General features: G+C 63.1%; 22 protein-coding genes and 1 tRNA gene. 13 read left to right on the plus strand and 10 right to left on the minus strand.

Annotated elements, in window-relative coordinates; translation table 11 throughout:
* Positions 1 to 4: 4 nt before the first annotated feature.
* The 5 genes from JAB8_RS17440 (at position 5) to JAB8_RS17460 (ending at position 6,418) form a co-directional block, all read left to right on the plus strand.
* Complete coding sequence (locus JAB8_RS17440) at positions 5 to 694, plus strand: response regulator (protein ID WP_034755074.1); 690 nt, start codon at positions 5 to 7, stop codon at positions 692 to 694.
* A gap of 11 nt (positions 695 to 705) precedes the next feature.
* Positions 706 to 2,022: a phosphate regulon sensor histidine kinase PhoR gene (gene phoR, locus JAB8_RS17445; RefSeq protein ID WP_070290773.1), complete on the plus strand. Its 1,317-nt coding sequence runs from the start codon at positions 706 to 708 to the stop codon at positions 2,020 to 2,022.
* A gap of 76 nt (positions 2,023 to 2,098) precedes the next feature.
* A complete protein-coding gene (gene senA, locus JAB8_RS17450) occupies positions 2,099 to 3,295 on the plus strand; it encodes a selenoneine synthase SenA (protein WP_254679539.1) in 1,197 nt (398 codons plus the stop codon).
* A 33-nt stretch (positions 3,296 to 3,328) separates the two neighbouring features.
* A complete protein-coding gene (locus JAB8_RS17455) occupies positions 3,329 to 5,275 on the plus strand; it encodes an ATP-dependent helicase (protein WP_070290774.1) in 1,947 nt (648 codons plus the stop codon).
* Between the two features lie 228 nt (positions 5,276 to 5,503).
* Positions 5,504 to 6,418 carry an NAD-dependent epimerase/dehydratase family protein gene (locus JAB8_RS17460; RefSeq protein ID WP_070290775.1) on the plus strand — a complete coding sequence of 305 codons (915 nt, stop codon included), beginning with the start codon at positions 5,504 to 5,506 and terminating at the stop codon, positions 6,416 to 6,418.
* 128 nt (positions 6,419 to 6,546) lie between these two features.
* Here the strand turns inward: JAB8_RS17460 and JAB8_RS29145 are convergent, their stop codons facing one another.
* On the minus strand, positions 6,547 to 6,792 hold the full coding sequence (locus tag JAB8_RS29145; RefSeq protein WP_139143078.1) for a hypothetical protein: 246 nt from the start codon (positions 6,790 to 6,792) through the stop codon (positions 6,547 to 6,549).
* A 19-nt stretch (positions 6,793 to 6,811) separates the two neighbouring features.
* On the opposite strand from JAB8_RS29145, the gene JAB8_RS17465 reads away from it, so the two are divergent.
* Genes JAB8_RS17465 through JAB8_RS17490 form a run of 6 tightly spaced genes read left to right on the plus strand, consistent with a single transcriptional unit; the run spans position 6,812 to position 10,739 of the window.
* A complete protein-coding gene (locus tag JAB8_RS17465; RefSeq protein WP_070290776.1) occupies positions 6,812 to 7,195 on the plus strand; it encodes a DUF5668 domain-containing protein in 384 nt (127 codons plus the stop codon).
* Complete coding sequence (locus JAB8_RS17470) at positions 7,185 to 8,006, plus strand: DUF5668 domain-containing protein (protein WP_070290777.1); 822 nt, start codon at positions 7,185 to 7,187, stop codon at positions 8,004 to 8,006. The genes JAB8_RS17465 and JAB8_RS17470 overlap by 11 nt, the downstream gene beginning before the upstream one ends.
* Before the next feature lie 6 nt (positions 8,007 to 8,012).
* Positions 8,013 to 9,089: a histidine kinase gene (locus JAB8_RS17475; RefSeq protein ID WP_070290778.1), complete on the plus strand. Its 1,077-nt coding sequence runs from the start codon at positions 8,013 to 8,015 to the stop codon at positions 9,087 to 9,089.
* Between the two features lie 11 nt (positions 9,090 to 9,100).
* Entirely contained in the window at positions 9,101 to 9,829 is a 729-nt protein-coding gene (locus JAB8_RS17480; RefSeq protein ID WP_070290779.1) for a LytTR family DNA-binding domain-containing protein, read from the plus strand.
* A 58-nt stretch (positions 9,830 to 9,887) separates the two neighbouring features.
* Positions 9,888 to 10,289 carry a type II toxin-antitoxin system RelE/ParE family toxin gene (locus tag JAB8_RS17485; RefSeq protein ID WP_070290780.1) on the plus strand — a complete coding sequence of 134 codons (402 nt, stop codon included), beginning with the start codon at positions 9,888 to 9,890 and terminating at the stop codon, positions 10,287 to 10,289.
* A 21-nt stretch (positions 10,290 to 10,310) separates the two neighbouring features.
* Positions 10,311 to 10,739 carry an XRE family transcriptional regulator gene (locus tag JAB8_RS17490; protein ID WP_070290781.1) on the plus strand — a complete coding sequence of 143 codons (429 nt, stop codon included), beginning with the start codon at positions 10,311 to 10,313 and terminating at the stop codon, positions 10,737 to 10,739.
* A gap of 16 nt (positions 10,740 to 10,755) precedes the next feature.
* Here JAB8_RS17490 and JAB8_RS17495 read toward each other — a convergent pair whose 3' ends face one another.
* The 3 genes from JAB8_RS17495 to JAB8_RS17505 all read right to left on the minus strand — a co-directional run bounded on the left by JAB8_RS17495 (position 10,756) and on the right by JAB8_RS17505 (position 15,469).
* Positions 10,756 to 13,020: an ATP-dependent DNA helicase gene (locus JAB8_RS17495; RefSeq protein WP_070290793.1), complete on the minus strand. Its 2,265-nt coding sequence runs from the start codon at positions 13,018 to 13,020 to the stop codon at positions 10,756 to 10,758.
* Positions 13,017 to 14,669, minus strand: a complete 1,653-nt coding sequence (locus JAB8_RS17500; RefSeq protein WP_070290782.1) for a VRR-NUC domain-containing protein — start codon at positions 14,667 to 14,669, stop codon at positions 13,017 to 13,019. Before JAB8_RS17500 ends, JAB8_RS17495 begins: the two co-directional genes overlap by 4 nt.
* Positions 14,670 to 14,764: 95 nt before the next feature.
* Positions 14,765 to 15,469: an SMI1/KNR4 family protein gene (locus JAB8_RS17505; RefSeq protein ID WP_070290783.1), complete on the minus strand. Its 705-nt coding sequence runs from the start codon at positions 15,467 to 15,469 to the stop codon at positions 14,765 to 14,767.
* Between the two features lie 157 nt (positions 15,470 to 15,626).
* On the opposite strand from JAB8_RS17505, the gene JAB8_RS17510 reads away from it, so the two are divergent.
* Entirely contained in the window at positions 15,627 to 16,856 is a 1,230-nt protein-coding gene (locus JAB8_RS17510) for an MFS transporter (protein ID WP_070290784.1), read from the plus strand.
* A 170-nt stretch (positions 16,857 to 17,026) separates the two neighbouring features.
* Here the strand turns inward: JAB8_RS17510 and phaP are convergent, their stop codons facing one another.
* The 4 genes from phaP to JAB8_RS17530 all read right to left on the minus strand — a co-directional run bounded on the left by phaP (position 17,027) and on the right by JAB8_RS17530 (position 20,748).
* On the minus strand, positions 17,027 to 17,638 hold the full coding sequence (gene phaP / locus JAB8_RS17515; RefSeq protein WP_070218072.1) for a TIGR01841 family phasin: 612 nt from the start codon (positions 17,636 to 17,638) through the stop codon (positions 17,027 to 17,029).
* A gap of 107 nt (positions 17,639 to 17,745) precedes the next feature.
* A complete protein-coding gene (locus JAB8_RS17520) occupies positions 17,746 to 17,940 on the minus strand; it encodes a hypothetical protein (RefSeq protein WP_070290785.1) in 195 nt (64 codons plus the stop codon).
* A gap of 47 nt (positions 17,941 to 17,987) precedes the next feature.
* Positions 17,988 to 20,228 carry an ATP-binding protein gene (locus JAB8_RS17525; protein WP_070290786.1) on the minus strand — a complete coding sequence of 747 codons (2,241 nt, stop codon included), beginning with the start codon at positions 20,226 to 20,228 and terminating at the stop codon, positions 17,988 to 17,990.
* Between the two features lie 91 nt (positions 20,229 to 20,319).
* Complete coding sequence (locus tag JAB8_RS17530; RefSeq protein ID WP_070290787.1) at positions 20,320 to 20,748, minus strand: helix-turn-helix domain-containing protein; 429 nt, start codon at positions 20,746 to 20,748, stop codon at positions 20,320 to 20,322.
* A gap of 114 nt (positions 20,749 to 20,862) precedes the next feature.
* Here JAB8_RS17530 and JAB8_RS17535 point away from each other — a divergent pair, with 114 nt between their 5' ends.
* Positions 20,863 to 21,714 (plus strand): SDR family oxidoreductase, encoded by an 852-nt coding sequence (locus JAB8_RS17535; protein ID WP_070290788.1) that lies wholly within the window; start codon positions 20,863 to 20,865, stop codon positions 21,712 to 21,714.
* A 94-nt stretch (positions 21,715 to 21,808) separates the two neighbouring features.
* On the opposite strand, the gene JAB8_RS17540 is transcribed toward JAB8_RS17535, so the two are convergent.
* Together JAB8_RS17540 and JAB8_RS17545 are read right to left on the minus strand one after the other, a co-directional pair.
* Positions 21,809 to 21,893: transfer RNA gene (locus JAB8_RS17540), tRNA-Leu, on the minus strand.
* Between the two features lie 187 nt (positions 21,894 to 22,080).
* Positions 22,081 to 23,145 (minus strand): NF038122 family metalloprotease, encoded by a 1,065-nt coding sequence (locus tag JAB8_RS17545; protein ID WP_070290789.1) that lies wholly within the window; start codon positions 23,143 to 23,145, stop codon positions 22,081 to 22,083.
* Between the last annotated feature and the right edge of the window lie 237 nt (positions 23,146 to 23,382).

Consider the following 23,382-nt stretch of genomic DNA (forward strand, 5'->3'; position numbering starts at 1 on the left):
CTTTATGGCATCTGATAAAACCACGGTATTGATTGTTGAAGATGAGCCGGCCATCGTTGAACTGGTGACCTATTCGCTGCGCGAATCCGGCTGGAATTGCTGTTCCGTACAAAACGTCGCCGATGCCTGGGAATTCATCCAGCATCGCACGCCGCATCTGATCCTGCTGGACTGGATGCTGCCGGACCAGACGGGTTTGCGCCTGCTGTCGCGCATCCGCGCCGACCGCAATTTCGCCGCCATCCCCGTCATCATGCTCACCGCCAAGAGCATGGAAGAAGACAAGCTGGCCGGACTGAACAGCGGGGCCGACGATTACGTCACCAAGCCGTTCTCGCCGCGCGAGCTGCTGGCCCGCGCCAAAGCGCTGTTGCGACGCAAGAGTCCGGAACACGCGCAGGCGCCCATGCGCGCCGGCAACGTGGCCCTGGACCCCGTCAGCTGCACCGTCATGATGGATGAACAGAAGATCGATATCGGCCATGCCGAATACAAGCTGCTGAAATTCCTGCTGGCCCATCCGGAGCGCGTGTTTTCGCGCAGCCAGCTGCTCGACAAGGTGTGGGGCGACCATGTGGTGATCGAGGAACGCACGGTCGATGTCCACGTATTGCGCTTGCGCAAAGCCTTGAAAGAGGCGGAAAGCCTGATCAAGACGGTGCGCAGCGTCGGCTACATGTTGTCTGAAAAGTAAAGCCTCACTCTATGAATCCGAAATTGCTGTTCTGGGTACCGGCCGCCCTGCGCATGGTGCTGGCGCTGCTGGGCGTGGCCGTCGTCTGGTATCTGTTCGGCGCCACGTATGCGCTGGGCATCGCCTTCGTGCTGATGGCCATGATGGTGTTCGTGCAGCTGTCGTATCTTTTCCAGCTGAGTAACTGGCTGGACAATCCGCAAAGCGCCAAGCTGCCCGACGGCTGGGGCGCCTGGACCAGCATCTTCGCGCGCCTGTACCGCATGCGCCGCGATGACGAGAAAAACCAGGCCGAGCTGACGGAATGGCTGGCGCGTTTCCGCCAGGCCATGCATCTGTTGCCGGACGGCGTAGTCATCATGGACGACGTGCTGTTCCTTGAATGGTGCAATCCTGCCGCCGAGAAACACCTGGGCCTCACGCACGAGCGCGACAAGGGCATGCGCGTGACGAATTTGATCCGCAGCCCCGAGTTCATGGATTACATCATCCTGGGCCGCTACGACCAGCCGCTGACGATTACCTTCCGCAACCGCAAGCTGATCGTGCAAATCATCCCGTTCGAGAACCGCCGCCAGATCCTCGTCACGCACGACGTGACGGAGACGGAACGCATCGAAATGATGCGCCGCGACTTCATCGCCAACGCTTCGCACGAATTGCGCACGCCGCTGACGGTCATCGTGGGCTTCCTGGAAATCGCTTCCGCCGAGCTGGACCTGGATGCCGCCACGCGCGCCGCCCACCTCAAGCTGATGACGGAGCAGGGCCACCGCATGCAGCATCTGATCGAGGACATGCTGACCCTGTCGCGCCTGGAATCGGTCGACTATCCGCTGCGCCCCGAGCCCGTGGACATCAAAAAGCTCATGCAGCAAGTCTTGCGCGACGCCAAGGGCTTGTCGGCCGGCAAGCATGAAGTGACCATGGAATGCGACGGCCCCGACGTGCTGGGCAGCTACGATGAACTGTACAGCGCCTTCGGCAACCTGGCCTCGAACGCCGTGCGCTACACGCCGGCCGGCGGCACCATCACCCTGCGCTGGCAGGATGGCCCGGCCGGACCGCAATTCATCGCGCAAGACACGGGCATCGGCATCAGCCAGGAACATATTTCGCGCCTGACGGAACGTTTCTACCGCGTCGACAAGAGCCGCTCGCGCGAAACGCAGGGCACGGGCCTGGGCCTGGCCATCGTCAAGCACGTGCTGCTGCGCCACGGCGGTACCCTGGCCATCCAGTCCGTGGCCGACAAGGGCAGCAGTTTTATCGTCAGCATGCCCAAATCCGTCGTCACGCCGCTGCAGAGCGAGTTGCTGGTCAAGTAGGCCGGGGAGGGGAGCATCCCCTGCCTGTTTCCCGTGCGACTAGTGCAAAGTTGGCATAAGTCGTTACAATCTGGCTATGACTTTAATCAACGCCTCTTTTCGCCAAGCCGGCGCGCAGCAACTGGCCCAGTCGCTGCTGGCCGCGCGCCAGGACACCCTTTCCCTGTTTGACTGTTACGTCACTGCCGGCCTGGACGTGGTGGCGGGCCTGCCCCGTCATCCGCGCCTCAATCCGCCTTTATGGCAACTGGCGCAGATCGCCTGGTTTGCCGAGTGGTTCATCCTGCGCGAAGCGGCGTCCAGCCATCCGGCCGATGCCATTTATAACTCCCTGCTGACACGCGGCGACGACTTGTTCGACGCCAACATGGTGCAGCAGCGCGCGCGCTGGACGCTGGAACTGCCCAGTCCTGGCGCCGTCAAAACGTATTGCCACGAAGTACTCGACAGGGTCCTCGATAAACTGTCGCGCGAAGCCAATGTCGACAGCGCCCTGGCGCCGTACCGGCTGGCCCTGGCCCATGAAGACTTGTGTGGCGAGGAAATGCTGGCCGGTCTGCAATGGCTGGGCCTGGAAGCACCGGAATCCCTTGCGGCCAGCCCGGCCTTGCCGCCCGGAGCGGGCCAGATCGCTTTTCCTGGCGGTACCATTGCACTGGGCTCGCCGCGCGATGCCGGGTTTGCCTTCGACAATGAATCGCCGCCCCACAGCTGCTACGTGGCGCCGTTTTCCATCGATGCCTGCGCCGTATCCAATGCCCAGTTTGCCGACTTCGTCGCCGATGGCGGCTACCAGAACCGCCAGTTCTGGAGCGCGGCCGGCAGCGCCTGGCTGATGCGGCAGGAGCGCTCGTCGCCGCTGTACTGGCTGCGCGAAGCGACGCAGTGGCGCACCATGCGTTTCGGGCAGCGCACGACCTTGCCGCCGAACGAAGCCGTGCGCCACATCAACCTGTATGAAGCGCAGGCCTATTGCGCCTGGGCGGGGCGCCGCCTGGCGACCGAGGCGGAATGGGAGTATGCTGCGCTGTCCGGCCACCCGCGCTTTCACTGGGGCCAGGTGTGGGAGTGGACGGCGACGCCGTTCGAGCCGTATCCGGGCTTTGCGGTGGATGCCTGGCGCGAATATTCGGCGCCGTATTTCATGCAGCACCAGGTACTGCGCGGCGCCTCCTTCGCCACGCCGCCGCGCCTGCATTCGGCCCGCATGCGCGCCTTCCATGCGCCCGAACGGGGCGACATCTTTGCCGGCTTGCGCACCTGCGCCTGGTAGCGCGCCGAGAACAGACATCATTTCAGGATACCCTTGAGTACAGATAACGCCCCGCAGTTCATTCCCAAACGCATCACGCCCACGCCGGAGCAGGTCGCCATCCAGACGGCGCAAAAGAAAGTGGTCTTGATCGACGCCAATGCCGGCGCGGCCAAGACGACGACCCTGGCCCTGCGCCTGGCCGAAGCCCTGCACCGGGGCCGCGCGCCCGAACGCATGCTGGCCCTCGTCTTCACGGAAGCGGCGCGCGTGGCCCTGCGCCAGCGCCTGCTGGAAGTGGGCGTGCCGCTGGGCGTCGTCAAGCGCCTGACGATCGACACCTTCGACGCCTTTGCCGCCAAGGTGCTGTTGCAGCTGGAAAACATGCAGGTGGCCTCCATGCGCAGCGATGAAGAGCTGCGCCCCGTGGCCTGGGAAGCGCTGGAAGTGGTCTCCGAGAAATACGCTCACCGCTATCCGCTGGAAATCAACACGACGAATGGCGCCATCGCCGAATTCCTGAAACTGCAATTGCGCACCAAGGCGCGCCTGGATTTCCAGAATCCCGACTTCGAGAGCAATTCCCTGGACGACAACCTGGAAATGCTGGGCATGTCGCGCACGCATTATCTGTGGCTGCGCGAATATGAAGGCTTGCGCGGCGCCGACACGGGCGATATCCAGTTCCGCGCGCCCTTCGACGCCACCTACGACCTCGTGCGCATGCTCGACGGCGACGAGCCGCTGCGCCAGCAATTGCCCGCGTTCCAGATCATCGTGGCCGATGAATTGCACGACTTGAACGAGGCGTCGTTCCGCCTGCTGACCATGCTGATACGCCGCGGCAACGCCTTTTTCTGCGGCGCCGGCGACAAGGATCAAGTGATCTACACGTGGTCGGGCGCTGACCACCGCTTCCTGCGCCAGCGCTTCGAGCAGGAATTTCCCGCCTTGCAGCGCCTGCCGCTGACGGCGTCCTACCGCTACGGCCCGCAACTGGCGCAGGCCGTGGGCGTGCTGAAAAACAAGCCCAGCGTGTCGGCCCTGTCGCGCGCCACCCACATTGAACTGCTCGAGTATGACCATGCGCAGCCGCAAGCGTGCAGCGCCCAGCTGATCGCCGCGCTCGAACACGCACATGCGGGCACGACGGCCATCTTGCTGCGCGACCGCGACCAGGCGATCCGCGTGGAAACGGCCCTGTTCCAGAGCGGCATCGCGTATGGCCTGGTGGACATGAACAGTTATCTGCTGAGCCTGGAAGTGCTGATGCTGCGTGGCATGGTCGCCATCGCCCGCAAGGATTTGCACGCGATCAAGAGCGGCCCGCGCCGCGGCGAAATCCTCGAAGCCCTGGTGGCCTTCGCGGAAATCCCGTTTACGCGCACGGAATTGCAGCAAGCCAAGGCCGATGTGGCCAACTACCCGGACTTGCTGGAAGGCTTCTTGACGAACCAGCTGGCCAAGTCGCAGAACCAGGACAAGGCGGCGCTGACCCTGGCCGCCGTCGACTACCTGCGCGCGCTGCCCCCCGACGCCCTGGCCGGCGACGCGCTGCAGCACATCTTTGGCCTGATGCAGCTGGAACAGACGGCGCGCCGCATCTATGTCGACCCTGCCCAGGCGCGGGTCGTGGCCCGTTCCCTGCATGGCTTCATTGCCGTGTGCCGCGAAGCGGGCGTGGCGCTGGGCGGCTTCGCCGGCTGGCTGGGCGAGATGGAAGACGCCGTGACGGTCTCGACTGGCAAGGCCAAGCTGGTCATCGCCTGCATCGACCAGATCAAGGGCCTCGAATACAACCACGTGATCCTGCCTTACCTGGCCGTCGACGAATTCCCGCGCAGCAAGACTGACCCGCTGGAAGAAGAGAACCGTTTCTATGTGGCCGCCACGCGCGCGCGCGACAGGCTCAGCTTGCTGACGCCGGAAGACCCCGCCTACCGGAGCCGCTACATCGCCGCCCTGCAGCTGAAAAACAAGACTGTTGCGTCCAAGGCATAAATCTTTTGCCGCGCGGCCGCTTTTTGCGAAAGACGAAAGCGCGCATACTTTGTTCATGTGATCGCTTTTGATCTGAATTAACAAAGCTAACCAAGGAGGAACGACGCCTAACAAAACCGTAGCGAGCGGCGATGATTTGTGGCTAAGAAGCGCAACCGTGCTGGAGCACGGTGAGCATCGCAGGCCGCAAAGTGCGACGCGCAGTAGGTTTTGTTTGGCGTCCACGGTATGAAAGTATTCTTGACAGGTGCGGCAGGTTTCATCGGCAGTTCCATCGCGGCAGGCCTCGTGCGCGCCGGCCATCAGGTCACGGGCCTCGTGCGCAAGCCGGAGCAGGTGGCCGAGCTGGCCACTATCGGCGTGCAGGGTATCGTCGGTACCTTGAACGACCGCGAGCTGATCATCGAGCAAGCGAAGGCGGCGGACGCCGTCATCAATGCGGCCAGCAGCGACCACCGGGGCGCCGTGGAAGCGATCATTGAAGCGCTGGCCGTCAGCAACAAGCCTTTCCTCCATACCAGCGGCTCGTCCATCGTGGGCGACGCGTCGGGCGGCGAGGGCACGGAACAGATTTATTACGAAGACAAGCTGCCGGCGCCCACGGCCGACAAGGCGGCCCGCGTCGCCATCGATGAGCTGGTGCTGGCCAGCGCAAACAAGGGCGTGCGCGCCAGCGTGTTGTGCAACACCTTGATCTACGGCCACGGCGCCTTGCCGCGCGACAGCGTGCAATTGCCGCGCTTATTGAAACAGGCGCGCAAGAGCGGCATCGTGCGCCACGTGGGGCCGGGCCGCAATATCTGGTCCAACGTGCACATCGACGACGTCGTCAGCCTGTATCTGCTGGCGCTGGAAAAGTCGCCCGCCGGCACCTTTTACTTTGTCGAGTCGGGCGAAGCGGCCTTCCGCGACATGACGGCCGCCATCGCCCAGGCACTGGACCTGGGTCCCGCGCAGGACTGGCCGCTGCCGGAAGCCATTGCCGAATGGGGCTATGAGATGGCGTCGTACGGCCTTGGTTCCAACAGCCGCGTGCGCGGGGAACGGTCGCGCAAGCTGCTGGGCTGGCAGCCGCAGGGGCCGTCCGTGCTGGAATGGATCGGGAACGACATGCTGCGTTCGCCGCACGCCACGGCTGCTTGATGCAGCTCAGCAAATCCGCATCTGTGTGCGCTAGCGAACGGTGCTTTTGCCCGATCGGGAGTATGATGCCTTTGCTTGGTTGAGACGCACTGCCGTGAAGTTGGCGGCATGTTCGATCTTCCAGCAGGTCAGCCGGTCGCCTCAAGGATCGGCACCAGATTTCCGCTGCCGGCGCGCTTGCGCCAGGCAGCCATGCACTGCAACTCCAGGTCGCGGTGTGAACTGCGAACCCCTTCAAGGCCGGCCCTAGCCGGTCTTTTTTTTGCCTGTTTTTTGCCCGTTATTCCCGCCGCCGCGCCATTCACCGCCACCTGTCCGCCATTCGCCGAAGCGCTGTTTTCGCGCGGCTGAAATCCGCGTATCTTTACGATCAATTCACTTCAAGGGGCGACCGTGAAACCTGAACCAGCGTACTACCGCCGTACCCAGCTGTTGTGGGGCGTGCTGCTGATCGCCATCGGCGCCGTGATCCTGCTGGACCGGCTCGATGTGATCCATCTCCATGATTACTATGCACTATGGCATTATTGGCCGCTGATACTGGTCGTCTTCGGCCTTAACAAGCTGCTCACGCCCGTGTCCGCCAAGCAGGTATTGAGCGGCTTGTGGCTGATCTTCTTCGCCGCCTGGTGGTATGTGTCGTATGAAGAACTGTGGAACTTGAATTTCTACAATAGCTGGCCAGCCTTGCTGATCGCCTGGGGCGTGGGCCTCGTGCTGGAGCCGCTGTTGAACAAACATTTTATTGCCTATCGGGAGTCCGAGCATGAAAAATAGACCGCCGCTGCACTCGCCATCGCAGATCGTGCTGGGCGTCATCGTCATCGTCCTGGGGCTGCTGTTCCTGCTCGATAACCTGGGCTTCATCAATGTGCGCTACACCTTCCGCTTCTGGCCCACCATCCTGATCATTTTCGGCTTGCTGAAAATATCGCAAAGCCATAACCGCTCCGGCTACATACTCGGCGGCGTGATGGTCTTGCTGGGCTTGAGCTGGACCCTGAAAGCCATGGGCTTGTTTTATATCAACTGGAGCATGCTGTGGCCGCTGCTCATCATCGCCGCCGGCGTGGCCGTGGTGTCGAAATCCTTGCCTGGCGCACAGCAGCGCCAGCGCCGCCGGCATTTTGCCGCGCCGCCCGAGGCTGGCGCAGCGCCCGACGCCTTCGGCCAGGCCAGGAATGGCGCCGTATCGCTCGACAAGGAACCCGCCGATGCCGATGCCACTGCAGCACCCGGCACGGGCGGCCAGGCCGACGACGACAGCATCATCGAAGTGACGGCCATCCTCGGCGGCTACGTGCGGCGCGTGTCGTCGCAGCGCTTCAGGGGCGGCGATATCAACGTCATCATGGCCGGCTGCGAAATCGACTTGCGCCAGGCATCGATCGACGGCGAAGCCGTGCTCAACGTGTTTGCCCTGTGCGGCGGCGTCACCATCAAAATTCCGCCCGACTGGAGCGTCGTGCTGCAAGGCACGCCCATCCTTGGCGGCTTCGAAGAAAAGACCATCGTGCCGCCGAACCAGAACAAGCGCCTGTACGTGACGGGTTACGCCATCATGGGCGGCCTGGAAATCCGCAACTAGGCGCGCATGTCCGGACCCTTGTCGAAGCGGCGCGGCGCCGTGGTGGTGTTCCTGGTGTGCATCGCGCTGGGCCTGGCCCTGGCCTCCCTCCTGGCCAGGGTGGCGCACGCGCCTTGGCTCAATGCCGTCCTGCTGGTGGTGCCCGCCACGCTCGTGTATGCGATCGGTTCCGGCTTTTCCGCGTTTTACCTGTGCCGCGCCTACCCCTTGCACGCGCGCCATCCGCTCGCCATTGCCGGCGTGATGGGCGTGGCGGCGCTGTTCGCGGGCTTGCTGTGGGCAACCCTGCTGCAATTTCTGAACAGCGTCAGCCTGTTGCCGGACGTGCGCTGGCTGGGCGTGGACCTGACGCAGTCGCTGCTGGCCCTGTTCTTCGGCCTGGGCGCGCTGCTGTATTGCCTGGCCGCCGCCGTGCATTATCTGCTGCTCGAATTCGTGCGCGCCAGCATGGCCGAGCAACGGGGCCTGGAAGCGCAGCTGATGGCGCAGGAAGCACAACTGCGCATGCTGCGCACGCAAATCGATCCGCATTTCCTGTTCAACAGCCTGAACTCCATCAGCGCCCTGACGTCTATCGATGCGGCGGGCGCGCGCCAGATGACGGTGCAGCTGGCCAGTTTCTTTCGCCAGAGCCTGAGCCTGGAAGCGCACAAGCACATTACCGTGCAAGAGGAGCTGGTGCTGATCCGCCACTTTCTCGCCATCGAGCAAGTGCGCTTCGGCGAACGCCTGCAAGTGGCGGAAAGCATCGACACTGCCGCGCTGGCCTGTTTGCTGCCGCCCATGCTGATACAGCCGCTGGTGGAAAATGCCGTCAAGCACGGCATCTGCGGCTTGACGGAGGGCGGCCTGATCGCCATCGAAGTCCGGCGCGTGGGCAGCCTGTTGCAGATTGCCGTGCGCAATCCTGTTGATGCGTATCAGGGGCCAGCGCGCGGTAATGGCGTGGGCCTGGAAAATGTACGCCAGCGCCTGGCCGGCGCGTATGGCCACAAGGCCGGCGTGCACTGGACGCGGCACGGCGCGACGTTTGAAGTAACCTTATCGATGCCGGCGCAGACCGGTGGCACGGAGGAAGCATGATGCAGGCAAGAATGCGGGTGGCCATCGTCGATGATGAATTACTGGCGCGCAGCGTGCTGCGCGAATACCTGGCGCGCCATGACGATATCGACATCGTGGCCGAGTGCGCCAACGGCTTCGACGCCGTCAAGGCCATCGCGGAACTGGAACCGGAACTGGTGTTCCTCGACATCCAGATGCCGCGCCTGGACGGTTTCGAAGTGGCCGAGCTGATCGGCGCGAAGACTAAGCTGATCTTTGTCACGGCCTACGACCAGTACGCCTTGAAGGCGTTCGAATGCCATGCGCTCGATTACCTGCTGAAACCGTTCAGCGAACAGCGCTTCGACCAGGCGCTGGCCCATGCGCGCGCCAACCGCAGCACGCCGGACACTGTGCAAATGGTGGCGCGCGAGGCGGCCACGCGCGCCGCGCCCCTGGATCGCGTGCTGATACGCGATGGCGCCAAGGTCCACGTCATCGCCAGTGCCCGGATCGACTACATCGAGGCGCAAGACGACTACATCAGCATCCGTTCCGAGGGCAAGTCCTACCTGAAAAGCCAAACCTTGGCGGAACTGGAAACCCAGCTCGACCCCGCCAAGTTCCTGCGCGTGCACCGCTCGTACCTGCTCAATATCGACGGCATCCGCCGCATCGAGGCGGCCACCAAGGACAGCCACGTGGCCATCTTGCGCGACGAGACGAGGATACCCGTGAGCAAGGCGGGGTATCAGAAACTCAGGTTACTGGTGGGCTAGCATGTTCTATGGCATAGATGCTTAATCATCTAAGCGTGATATCATCAGGAGATGATAAATGAATGCGCCGAAGACTTGGCCGGTCACGTTTCACGATGACTTCGATGCGGAATTCGATGCTCTGCCGATAGATGTCCAGGATGAATTGCTGGCGAGTGCCGATGCACTGTCGAAGCTGGGTCCGGCTGCCGGGCGTCCTCATGTCGTGACGTTGAAGCATCCTAAACACCCGAATATGAAAGAGCTGCGTTTCAAGGCCAATAACGGGGCAGAGGTGTGGCGCGCGGTCTTTGCTTTCGATACACGGCGAGAGGCGGTCATTCTGGTTGCGGCAGCCAAGCAGGGTGTCGACGAGGACAGGTTTTACAGGGATTTGTTGTTCAAGGCAAATGCGCGCTACGAGCAACACCTCAAAAACCTGACCACGGCGAAAGCAAGGCAGGGCAAAGGCAGGAGATGATTTCAGGAACAGGAGCTTGCCATGGGAAGAAATCTGAACGACGTGATCCACAGTTTGCCGGCCGAGCGTCAGGCAAAAATTGCGGCTCTGTCCCAGGAAAAAATGCAGGAAATGATAGCGCATGCCGCCACGCTGACGGATTTCCGCAAGGCCGTGGGCAAGACCCAGGCGGAGGTTGCCAGGGAACTGGGGATTCAACAGCATGCCGTTTCCCAGCTGGAAAAGCGTACCGACACCTATGTCTCGACCTTGCGCCGCTTCCTGCAATCGCTGGGCATGACATTGGAATTGTCGGTCGTCGCGCAAAACGGCGTTCGTATCGAACTGCAGAATTTTCTGCGTAGCCAGGAAGTTGATGCCGATGTCCATGACAGCGCACTTGCTGAGTCTGCGACGCCCCCCCGAAAGCGGAAGGCCAGTGTGCCGCGCAAGCGGGCTGGCAACACCTGAAGAGATTAACCGCGTGCTATCCGCCAGCCAGCTGCACATCCCACCACGTGGGCAAGAGCTGGCGGATTTCCGGGCGTGAAAAACGGTCGTCGATCAGGTAGACGACGCCCTTGTCCGACTGGGTGCGGATGACCCTGCCGGCCGCCTGCACCACCTTCTGCATGCCCGGATACAGATACGTGTAGTCGTAGCCGGCGCCGAAGATGTCGCCCATGCGCTGGCGGATCTGCTCGTTGACGGGATTGATCTGCGGCAAACCCAAGGTGGCGATGAAGGCGCCGATCAGCCGGGCACCGGGCAAGTCGATGCCTTCGCCGAACGCGCCGCCGAGCACGGCAAAGCCGATGCCGCGTGTTTCCAGGCCGAAGCGGCCCAGAAATTGCGCGCGGGCACCGTCATCCATGCGGCGCGGCTGCTGCCAGATGGGCACGTCCGGGTAGTGCTGGGCGAACAGGGTGGCCGTCTTTTCCATGTAATCGAAGCTGCTGAAGAAGGCCAGGTAGTTGCCCGGCGTTTCCGCGTATTGCTTTGCCATCAATTGCGCGATGGGCAGCAGCGAAGCGGCGCGGTGCTGGTAGCGCGTGGAAATGGTATCGGCCACGCGCACGGACAGTTGTTCCGCCTGGAATGGCGATTCCACGTCGACCCAGGCCGTGTCGGCCGGCATGCCCAAGGTATCGCTGTAGTAATTCCACGGGCTCAGGGTGGCGGAAAACAGGGCCGTGCTGTGGCTGGCCGCGAAGCGCTCTTTCAAAAAGGGGGCCGGCACGATGTTGCGAATGCAGACGGTGGAACCCGTCTCCGTCTTGCTGACGTCGAACAGCGAGTGCTCGCCGAAACTTTCCGCCAGGCGGTTGATCAGCAGCACGTCGAAATAGAAGCGCTGCAAATCCTCGTCCAGCGCGGCAGCGTGCTCGGCCATGTAATCGCCGATGGCCGTGGCCACGCCTTGCAGGGCGCCAAAGAATTTGTCGGGCAAGGCCGCATGCACGAGGTAATCGCCATCCTGCTCTTTCAACAATGCCGTCCACTGGCGCGAGAGGCGGTCCAGCGGCTTTTTCAGTCCCTCGGGGGCGAACTTGCGCAGCATTTTCAGGTCGATCTGCGCCAGTTCGGCCGAATACATGCTGCGCGCGCGCGATACCATATTGTGCGCTTCGTCGACCAGCACATTGACTTTCCAGTCGTGGGCCAATGTCATGCCGTACAGCATGGCGCTGAGGTCGAAATAATAATTGTAGTCGCCGATGACGACGTCGCTCCAGCGCGCCAGTTCCATGCCCAGGTAATACGGGCAAATACCCTGCTGCAAGGCGACGGCGCGCACGGCTTCCTTGTCGAGGATCAAACCGCTGGCCAGCGCCACCTCGCGCGCCAGCGGCAGGCGGTCGTAAAAACCCTTGGCCAGCGGACACGATTCGCCATGGCACGCTTTGTCGGGATGTTCGCAGGCGCTGGTCTTGGCGCTCAGTTCCAGCACGCGCAAGGGCAGCAGCGGCGCACTCTCCTTGAGGATGGCGCAGGCGTCGAGCGCCATCTGGCGGCCCGGCACCTTGGCAGCGAGGAAAAACAGTTTATCGAGGCCATGCGCGGCCGTCGCTTTCAACATGGGGAACAGGCTGCCCACCGTCTTGCCGATGCCTGTTGGCGCCTGCGCCAGCAAACCGCAGCCGCGGCTGCTGGCCTTGTACATGGCTTCGGCCAGCTGGCGCTGTCCCGGGCGGAAGTCCGCGTGGGGAAAGGCCATGGCCGTGAGCTGCGCGTCGCGGCTGGCGCGGTGTGCCATTTCCTGCTCGGCCCAGTCGAGGAACAGCGCGCAATGCTGCTCGAAGAAAATGCGCAGCGCCTCGGCCGTGCATTCCTCGTGCATGACGGTTTCCTTCTGGCTGGCGATGTCGAAATACACGAGTGCCACGCGCAGCATGGGCAGGTTCAGCTGCTGGCACAGCAAGTGGCCGTAGATGCGCGCTTGCGCCCAGTGCAGCTGGCGGTGGTTGGCGGGCATCGTGTCCAGTTCGCCCCGGTAGGTCTTGATTTCTTCCAGCTGCCGCCGCGCCGGGTCGTAGCCATCGGCGCGGCCCCGCACGTGCAGGGGGCCGAAGTCGCCGCACAGGCTGATTTCGCGCTGGTAATCGTCGTCGCGCCGGCCCGTGACGGTGGCGTGGCCGGCCATGCCTTCCTGCGCCGTGGGCGAGGGCGTGAAACGCAGGTCCAGGTCGCCCACCTTGGCCGTGAATTCGCACAGGGCGCGCACGGCGATCGTGTACCTCCTGGCGCTCATGCCGCCGCCTGCCATTGCAGATAGCACACGCTGACGGGCATGGCGTGCTGGGCGCAATACGCGATCCAGCGCAGCTGGTTGTCTTGCAGGCGGTCGCCCGGACCCTTGACTTCGATCATGCGGTAGCGCCGTTCCGCCGGCCAGAACTGGATCAGATCAGGCAAGCCGCTGCGGTTGCTTTTGATATCGAGCAAGATGCGCTCGAACGCCTTCTTCAGGTGAGCGGCGGGCATGCAGGCCAGCGCCAGGTCCAGCAAGCCGTCGTCCAGCGCCTCCCAGCTGACGAAGGGCGAGACGATGCCGTGCTTGGCGGCAAAGGTGGCGCGGATGGCGGCGTGGTAGCCGCCGTCGTCCAGCAGTGCCAGGCAGGCGGCGAAGTCCGTGCTGCGGCGCAGGTAAAAATCGGCGCTGTGCAAGTCGGCCGGGCCACGGTGAAACGGGTGGAAGAAAGCGCCCGGCATGGCCTTGAAGATGGCGGGCCAGCACAGCAGGCCGAACAGCGAGTTGATCAGAGTGTTTTCCACGTAATACACGGGCGCGTCATCGCGCATCAGGTGTTGCTGCACCACCGCTTCCACGTAGCACGCCTGTTCCGGGAAGGGCAGCTGCAAGTCGATGCGCTCGACGCTGGCGGGGGCGCTGGCCGCCTGCTTCGCATACCCCAGCTTGCGCCGCAAACGGGGGGCCATGCGCTGCAGCAATTGCTGTTCCGCTTCGCTTTCCGGCGCGGCCAGGGCGATCGTCAGCCGGTCGTAGGCCGCTTGCGGCTGTTCATCTTTTTCCAGCACGCGGATGGCGCGGCCCCGTGCGCCCGGATAGCGGCAATCGGCATAGGCGCGGTAGGCGGCCGGCCAGTCCTGGCATTTTTCCAGGTGCTGGGCGATCTGGAAGCGCAGCTTGTCGCGCCGGCTGGCCAGCCAGGTATTGTCTTCTGGCAATGGCAGCGCCGCCAGTTCCTGCAGCACTTCGTCCGCCGGCGCGCTGTCGTTGTAGCGTTCCCGGCACTGGTGCAGCACTTCATAGTGCTCGATATCCTGGCGCGTGCGAAAACCGCGCGACTCGGGCGAAAATTCCACTCTTTCATATTGATACACGCCCAGGTCGGACAGCACGAATTCCGACCAGTCCTGATGATAGTTGCCAAAGTAAATCAGGCGCAGGCGGTCGCACAGGGGCTGCAAACCGATGCGGTACAGCACGTCGCTGCAGGCCGGATGCCAGGCGGAAAACGGCCTGTGTTCTCCATGCTGTTCGCGCAAGACCTCCAGCTGCTCGGCCTTGCGCGCCGCCTTCAGGGATGGGGCGAGATCGAAAGCCTGGGCGATTTCCGCTTTCAGCAGCAAGTCGAACAGCTCGTCGAGTGCAATGACGGGATCGGCTTCCACCCATGTCAGGGCCAGCAAGGGCAGGGCGGCCGCGCGCGTGTCGCCGATTTCCGGATACTTGAGCTTACTGGCGCGAAACAGGCAGCCTTTGCGCATGACGAGGCGCACGAACAGGGCGCGCGATGGCTGCGGCAGTGCGCCGAAGGCGGCGATGAAGCGCGTTTCTTCAGGGCTCAGCAGATCGGCGTAACGGGCGCTGATCCAGCTCAGCACGTCCTGGAAATTATCCAGATAGTACAGGGGATTTTCCAGGACTCTCAACATGGGGATGGCAATAGGGCAAGATGCAAGATGATCGGTTTTACTGTGTTTATATACAGTTTAAACCTTCATCCGCCGCTTGCCCAGCGATTTTATGCTCAGCCAGCCGCGCTGTAGGCAAAACAGGTATCAAACTTTTCGTAGGGAATCAGTTCGGCGCGCAGGCTGGCCAGCTCGATATCGGTCAGCAAGCCCCGGTGCGCCTGCTTGCGTCCTTTCGGCAACGCCACCTCGTAATCGAGGATGTCCCTGGCCAGCAAGGTTTGCAGCACGTCGGCTTGCCGCGCCGTCAGGTAGCGCGCATGCGTGCCCAGGGTGTTGGCCAGCTGTTCCCTGAATGCCTCGTCGCTGACCTCGTTATAGGTATCCTGATCCGCCATGCTGTTCAACAACATGTGGAACACGAAATCCTGCAGGTTTTTCGCCAGGTACTGCGCTTCATTCTGGTCATGCCACAGCAGCACGACGGGCATGTCGCCGTCGTGCTGACCGGAGGCGAAAAAGCAGTAGTGGTCGCCCGCGCCCGTTTGCGCGAACGGGATGAAGCGGAAGGCGGGATCGATCTGCCGGTAATCGTCCGCGTCGCGCAAGGTGTCCGCCTCTTCGGCCACGGCCTTGATGTTGAGCAATTCGAAATCATCGGCATGCAACAGCAGGGTAGGGCGCTCCGTCAAGGTGGGATAGACCAGCTTGTACCAGTCGGGCCCGTATTCGCCCACGGCGAGCATGCCGTCGCTCTCGAGCTGCCGGTACAGCGCAGGATAGATAAAGCCGTGTTTGCTTTCAATTTCTGACAGCGTCATGTTTGTCCTGTTCAACGTGGGTCATGGCGGCATGATAGCCGAGGCGATGCCTGGCACGCTTCATGGCGGCAAGGATGAGCATGATTAATAGATATTTAAGTTTGCTTGTGTGGCATGGTCAACGTATGCTTGCCAGACTAAAATTCGCTGAGCCCGCATGAAAAACATCATCCTGATTTCCGCCGCCTGTTTGCTGGCGCTGCTGTCGACCATCGGCGCCTCCTTGCCATACCCGATCCTGCCGCCCCTGTTCGCGGCCGAGGCGCCCAATGCCTTCAACAATTTCCTCGGCTTGCCATCCAAATTGCTGTTCGGTCTGGCGCTGACCATCAACCCGCTGGGCTTGCTGATCGGTTCGGCCCTGCTGGGGCCGCTGTCCGACCGCTACGGCCGCCGCCCCTTGCTGATGCGCACGGCCGTGGGCGCCGCCATCGGCCACGCGATCACGGCCTGGGCACTGGTGATCCAGTCCTATCCGCTGTTCATCGTCGCCCGTTTCATCACGGGTTTGCTGGAGGGTAATGGCGCCGTGGCGCGCGCCATGCTGGCGGACCAGCTGACGGGACCGCTGCGCCTGCGCGCCATGTCGTGGCTGAACGGCGCGTTTTACCTGGGCTGGCTGGTGGGGCCGATTTTGGCGGGCGCCACCTTGCATTGGGGCGTGACGGTGCCGTTCTGGATCGCCGCCGCCGCGCTGATGCTCGTCGCCGTGCTGGTGGCTGTCGGCTTGCCGCGCGAAACGCCCTCGCTATTGACGACGTCGTGGTGGCAAGTGGCGCGCGACCGCCATTCGCTCAATTTGCTGCGCCATGAGGAGCTGCGCACCCTGTTCATCGTGCAACTGGCGTTCACCTGCGGCGTGGCCAGTTTTTATGAGTTCTACCCGCTGTGGCTGGTCGAGACGGCCCATTTTCATGCGCAGGAGATTGCCTGGGTGAATGTGGGCCTGTGCGGCACGATGACGATTACGTCCTTGCTGGCGGGCGGTCCCAGCCGCCATGCGCCGCTGCTGCGCGCCTGCTGGTATGCGTGCGGCGTGGCGGTGGCCGTGGGGATTTTGGCGCTGGGCAATATCTGGGTGGGCATCGCCGCCATCGTGCTGTTCGGCATTCCGAATGCGCTGTACAACACGGTGATACAGGGCTGGTGCGCCGAGCGCTTCAGTGCGCACGGACAGGGCGCCGTGATGGGCTTGCTGGCCACCACCTTTTGCATCGCCAACATCGTCGTGGCCTTGAGCGGCTCCGTGCTGACCCTGATCGACACGCGCCTGATCCTCGTCGCGGGCGCCTTGTCCGCCGCCTGGGCCGCATGGCGCATGGCGGCCTGGCGCCGCCAGCTGGCCGGAACCGTTGAGGCGAAGGCTCGCCAGGATTTCTGCAGCTAGGCTCAGGCTATTTCTGGGGTGTGGGAGGGGGCGAATACCGGACCCTGCCGGTGAATTCTTGTAGGTCGGGTAGGTCGGATTAGCGCGCAAGCGCGTAATCCGACATCACCATGAGCGCCAGCAGTGCGTCGGATTACGCGCGGCCTTGCCGCGCTAATCCGACCTACGGCTTACTTTTTAGCAGCCTTCGGTTTGGCCGCCGGCGCTGCTTTTTCAGCCGCAGCCTGGGCGCCGGCCGTGGCTTTTTCCGTGGCCTGCGCCACTTGCGCGCTGGCCTTGGCGATCTGCTCTTCCACGGTCTTCACGGCCTGTTTCGTGGCCTTAGTCACTTGCTCGTAGCCGAGGAAGGCGTTGTCGATGGCGGCCTTGACGATGGCGACGGCGTTTTCCGAGCCTGGCGGCACGTTTTTCGTGACGTCGTAGATCAGGGCGCTCAGATTGCTTTTCGCTTCGGCCACATGGGCTTCGGCGGCCGTGGTGAATTCCGTGTGGATTTCCTTGATGATGTCGTCGAGTTGCTGTTTATACGCTTTTGCGCCGGCCACGCCCGGCTGCAGCTGGGCGGCGGCGGCGGCCATGGCGGCCTTCGGATCCTTGGCCTGGCTGATTTCCTTGCCGGCGGCAAGGCCATCCTCGATGCCGGACTTGGCCGTGGCCATGTTCAGCGCCAGCACCTGTTCCACGCCTTGCACGGCCTTGGAAGTAAGGGTGTTGAAGGTCATCAGCTGGAATTCAAACAGGGCCTTGGTGGCCGATGCGAATTGTTCGGGATTCGTAAACATGTGGTCTCCTCGGTTTGAATAGATACGTTCTTATCGTTCCATACTCTTTCGACGCCGCATTGCCATCGCTTGATCTCAAGCCGGTGCCCCGTGTGGTCATGGCCCCATTATTTAGCAAGCGCCGGTTTTTCGCAACGGCTATCTTTGTACGGTCCCGAGGCCAGTTCCCAGCCAAATCCCAGGGTGGACTGGGCGCACGACAGGGTGCCGTCGATCTTGCTGCGCCATTTGTACCAGGGAGCCGGCCCGGCCGAGGCGTACGCGCAGGCGGCCAGCAGGGCCGTGGCGATCAGGTATTTCATAGGTACTCCGAAAGAAAAGCTTGCGGGTATTGTAGCGCGCCTGCCGGTCAGGGCGCGGGCGATTGCGGCGCCGCGGCGGGCAGCTGCAGGGTAAAGGTGGTGCCGCTGGCCTCGCCGGTGCTGCTGGTGGCGTCGATATGGCCGCCCAGCACGCCCGTGACGATGTTGTGCGCCACATGCAGGCCCAGGCCCGAGCCGCCCGAACCGAGCTTGGTCGTGAAGAAGGGGTCGTAGACGTGCACGAGATCGTCGGCGGCGATGCCCACGCCCGTGTCGGCGATGGACAGGGTGATCGTCTGTCCGTCGTCGCTGCCGCGCGCCGTGATGGCGATGGTGCCGCCGCTGCGGCCCTCGAAGGCATGGCGCAGGCAGTTCTCCAGCAGGTTGCTCAGCACCTGGCCCAGCGGGCCGGGATAGCTGTCCATGGCCAGATCGTCCGGCACGTCCTGCGTCAGGCTCAGGCCGGCGGCCTTGAGCGGCGTGGACAGGGGCAGCATCAGCTCGGCCACGAACTGGCGCAGCAGGAACTGGCGGCGCTGCGAACTGGCGCGGTCGACGGCGATCTGCTTGAAGCTCGACACGAGGTCGGCGGCGCGCTGCAGGTTGCGCAGCATGATGGCGTCGGCCTCGCTGGCCTGGGTCAGGTAGGCGCCCAGTTCGGAGCGGCGCAGGCCGTCGAGGAAGCTGGCCTGGATTTCGCGCGTGCGTTCGGCCATCGTGGTGGCCACCACCAGGCCGTTGCCGATCGGTGTATTGAGTTCATGCGCGATGCCGGCCACCAGCGCACCGAGCGCGGCCAGCTTGTCGCGGCGCACCAGTTCTTCTTGCGTGATGGACAGGTTTTCCAGCGCGGCGGCCAGTTCGAGGTTCGTCTGCTCCGAGTGTTCCTTGGCCTGCGTCAGGGCCGCCGTGCGTTCGGCCACCAGCTCTTCCAGGTGGGCGCGGTGGCGCTGCAGCTCGCGTTCGTGGCGCATGCGGCCAATCGCGATGCCGGCCAGGTCGGTCGCCGTGTCGATCAGTTCCAGGTCGCGCGCATCGGGCTGGCGCACGTCGCGGTAGTACATGGCGAAGGAACCGAGCACGGCGCCATCCTGGCCGAAGATGGGGCGCGACCAGCAGGCGCGCAAGCCGAACGGCGCGGCCAGCTCGCGGTAGGGCGCCCACAGCGGGTCCAGCATGATGTCGCTGACCACCACCGGTTCGCGCAGGAACATGGCGGTGCCGCACGAGCCCACGCCGGGGCCGATGGCCACGCCTTCGAGCAGGGCCATGTAGTCGGGCGGCAGGCTGGGGCCGGCCGCGCTGTGCATGTGGACGCCGTCGTCGTCAAGCAGCATGATGGAACACAGCACGCCGCGCGACTGGCCCTCGATCAGCAGCAGCAGCTGGTTCAGCGTGGGGACCAGGGGCGCGCCCTTGGCGACCATTTCCAGCAGGGCGCTCTGGCCCGAGCGCATCGCTTCGGCGAGGTTGCGTTCGGTCAAGTCGATGATGCGCGCATGCACGAGCTGGCGGCCCGGCACGGACAGGCGCATAAGGCGGATTTCGCAGGCGATCGGGTGGCTGTCCCGGTGGCAGCAGCTGGCGCGGAAGACGACGATCTTGCCTTGCAGGGTATCGCGGATCTTTTCTTCCAGCAGCTGCGGCGAGGCGCGGCCATCGCTCTGATGTTTGGGGAACAGCGGCTCCATGCCGCCTTGCAGCAACTCGGCCAGCGGCATGCCGAACAGTTCTTCGGCCAAGTGGTTGGCGTCGATCAGCAGCTCGTTGTCGATATCGAACAGCAGCACGGCGTCGGGTGAACCGGCCAATATCGAGTGGTAATTGACTTCCAGCGTTTGCGGATGCACGGGGCGCGGCGGCGTGGCGGCATGCGGCGCGGAAGCTTCGGCCTTGTGCAAGGCCAGTTCCATGAGGATTTTTTCCGCCACGTCGCGCGCATTGAAGGGCATCTTGATGTAGTCGGAAGCGCCGGCGCCTACGCTGCGGCCCTGCTCTTCGGCGCTGGGCGTGGCCGACATCAGCAGCAGGGGCACGCTGTGGCGTCCGCCCGCATTGCGCAGACGCATGCAGGTGGCGCCGATATTCGAGCCCGCCAGAGCCGCGTCGAGCAGGATCAGGTCCGTGCCGCCGGCCGCCAGTTCCACGCCTTCGTCGATATCGCCCGCCAGCCCCGTGCCCAGGTTATGCCGGTCCAGCACATACAGCAGTTCGCGCACTTCGTTCGGCGAATTGCTGACCAGCAGTACATTGGCCCGGTCGGTGATGGAAGAAATCAACTGATTCATGGTGTCGCGCCCTTACGCGGTTCATGGGCCTAGTATTACATCAAGGCAAGTAGGAGTAAACGATAATTCTTGATGATCAAAAGCAATCTGCTCAAGCCGCATTTTGCGCTGGCGGTGCCGCATCCAGGGCCGCGCGCGCCTGTTCGATGCGCGGGTAATTGTCTTCGATCCAGTCGACCAGCACGGCCAGGCGTTCGGCCGCCTCGCGCCCCAGCGGCGTGAGGCTGTATTCCACCTTGGGCGGGATCACCAGATACGCCTGTCGCAGTACGAAGCCGTCGCCCGCCAGCGCTTCCAGGGTTTGCGCCAGCATTTTTTCGCTGACGCCGCCCACTTCGCGGCGCAGTTCGCTAAAGCGCCGCGTGCCGCTCAGCAGCAGTACCAGCACCAGCACGGCCCAGCGGCTGGTCAGGTGGCTGAGCACGGCGCGCGACGGGCAGGTGGCCGCCAGCAGGTGCGCCCCCTGGTTCTGGCGGGCGAGGGCGGCGCGCAGGCTGGCGCCGGGAGTGTCTGTGGGCATGATAGTTGGTCTTCAATGTGAGGGTAATGCATACTTACCAAAAGGTACGTACTTACAATAAGTAAGTAATAGTCCTATTATAGGGTTTTACCAGCCACCCTCCAAGGAGAAATCATGATCGTCATTACCGGCGCCACAGGCAATCTGGGCCAGCACGTCATCGCCAGCCTGCTCGCATCCGTCCCCGCAGCCAACATCATTGCCGCCGTGCGCAACCCGGCCAAGGCCGCCGGTCTGGCCGCCCAGGGCGTGCAAGTGCGCCAGGCCGATTACAACGACGGCGCCAGCCTCGATGCGGCCTTCAAGGGCGCAACGAAAATCCTGCTGATCTCGTCGAGCGAAGTGGGCCAGCGCGCGCAGCAGCACCAGAACGTCATCGATGCGGCCAGGCGCGCCGGCGTTTCCCTGCTGGCCTATACCAGTGTCTTGCGCGCCGATACGTCGCCGCTGGGCCTGGCCGCCGAGCACGTGATCACGGAAGCGGCCATCCGCGCGTCGGGCCTGCCGTACACGTTCCTGCGCAACGGCTGGTATCTGGAAAACCATACGGAGCACCTGGCGCCCGTGCTCGAGCATGGCGTCGTGCTGGGCGCGGCGCAAAACGGCCGCTTCTCGTCCGCCGCGCGCGCTGACTACGCGGCGGCCGCCGCTGCCGTGCTGGTCGCGGACAGGCCGCAAGCGATCTATGAACTGGCCGGCGACCACGGCTTTACCCTGGCCGAGTATGCGGCCGAAGTGGCGCGCCAGTCGGGCAAGGCGATCGTCTACAAGGATTTGCCGCAGGCGGACTTCAAGGCGGCGCTGGTGGGCGTGGGCGTGCCGGAAGGGTTTGCCGAGTTGCTGGCCGATTCCGACGCGGGCGCGGCCAAGGGCGGCCTGGAAGACCATGGCAAGCAATTGAGCGCGCTGACAGGCCGTCCGACGACGACGCTGCTTGACGCCGTGAGGGTGGCGCTGGGCAAATAAGGGGAGGGAGGGCGCCATGGCAACACATGGCGTTCTGCAATGAAAAAAGCCGCAAACTCGTGAAAGTTTGCGGCTCTTTTGCGAATTTTGGTAATGGTGCCCACGAAGGGACTCGAACCCCTACACCCGAAGGCACATGGACCTGAACCATGCGCGTCTACCAATTCCGCCACGTGGGCATTGTGCTGCGTTTTGCTGCTGCTTGCTGTCTGCTGCGTGTTCTGCAGCGACGGACAAAATAATAAGGGTTGGCGGCGATTCGGTCAATGAACATTTTGCTCTTTTCTTCAAGAAACCCCCTTTTCCGCTGAAAAAAGGGTTTTCCCTATGAGAAATGGCGTAAAGCTGCCTGTTTTTTCAGCGTAGTCAGCGTCGTTGCTGCCATGCCAGTAGCATCAATGCCAGACATAACAGCGGGAAGGTGCCCGGCGCCGGGATGGCGTTCGGGGCGATATCCCAGCCGATGGCATCGAGGGCGATCAAGTCGTTCCAGCGCAGGCGCAATAATTCGCCGTATGCCACCGCCGGGTCCATGATGCCCAGGTGTAAATTGTCGCGCCAGTGGCTGGCCTGGTCGCCGTCGCCGTGAAAGCTGCCGTTGGCAAACAGCGGACCGCGCGTCGCGCCGCCATCGAGCGAGAAATACTTGTCGCGGTTGTCGGCCGTCCAGTCGATCACGCCGGCCGCGGCGCTTTCTGCCGAGTAGCGGAACAAGTCCAGTCCCGAGACGTAGGTAAATTCCGTGTCGTCATAGGGGCCGCCCAGCGGCGGCGAGTTGTAGTCGAGGATATCCACGCCGCTGAGAAAGCCCAGTGCGTGGCCGATTTCATGCATGGCCACGCCGATGAAGTCGATGCTGTGGGCGCCGATGCCATTGCCGGGATCGAAATCGAAGTTGAAATCGCTGTTGAACTGGATGAAGCCGTCGCAATTGCCGATGCAGCCGTCCAGCGATTGCGGCGGCGGCGCCAGGCCGACGGCCTTGGCTTCGGCATTGCTCAGGGATAAATACTGATTGTTGGCGTCGCCATTGTTGTCGAGATAGGGCAGGGCGCTGCCGGGTCCGTTGGGGCTGTTGGCCGTGCGGTTGATCAGCATGCCGAAGCTGTCGCCCGTTGGCAGGTGCGCCAGCGCCCGCTGGTCGATGGTGGACGTGGCGTCGGCGGCCAGGGCGCCGCGAAAGTCGCTGTAGCGGTAAAACGCTTCCGACGAGCCCGTTTGTCCCAGGATGTTGCCGCCCAGCGAATTGAAGCCCACCGTCAGCTCGATGGTGACATTGTCTTTCAGGACGCGCGACCAGCGCGCGGCCGCCGCCTGGAATCCCTGCTGCGCCTGCAGCGAAGTGCCGGGTACGTATTGCAGATTGAACAGGGGCGAGGCGATAGTGCTGATAGGTAACATCAAGGCGAGGGCGGCGACGAGGCTTTTCATGGCGGCGCTCCGGCAATGGCGATGCCATCGTGCAGGCAAGAAGCGTGCTCACTCGTAAAATCAAGGACTTGGCGCGTGCGCAGCCGTCACCTGTCAAGAATGCCGACAGGGTTTGCTGGGGCTGGAAATGAAAAAAGCCGCAAACTCGTGAAAGTTTGCGGCTCTTTTGCGAATTTTGGTAATGGTGCCCACGAAGGGACTCGAACCCCTACACCCGAAGGCACATGGACCTGAACC

This window comes from Janthinobacterium sp. HH106, from assembly GCF_001758725.1.
In the GTDB taxonomy this organism is placed as follows: domain Bacteria; phylum Pseudomonadota; class Gammaproteobacteria; order Burkholderiales; family Burkholderiaceae_D; genus Janthinobacterium.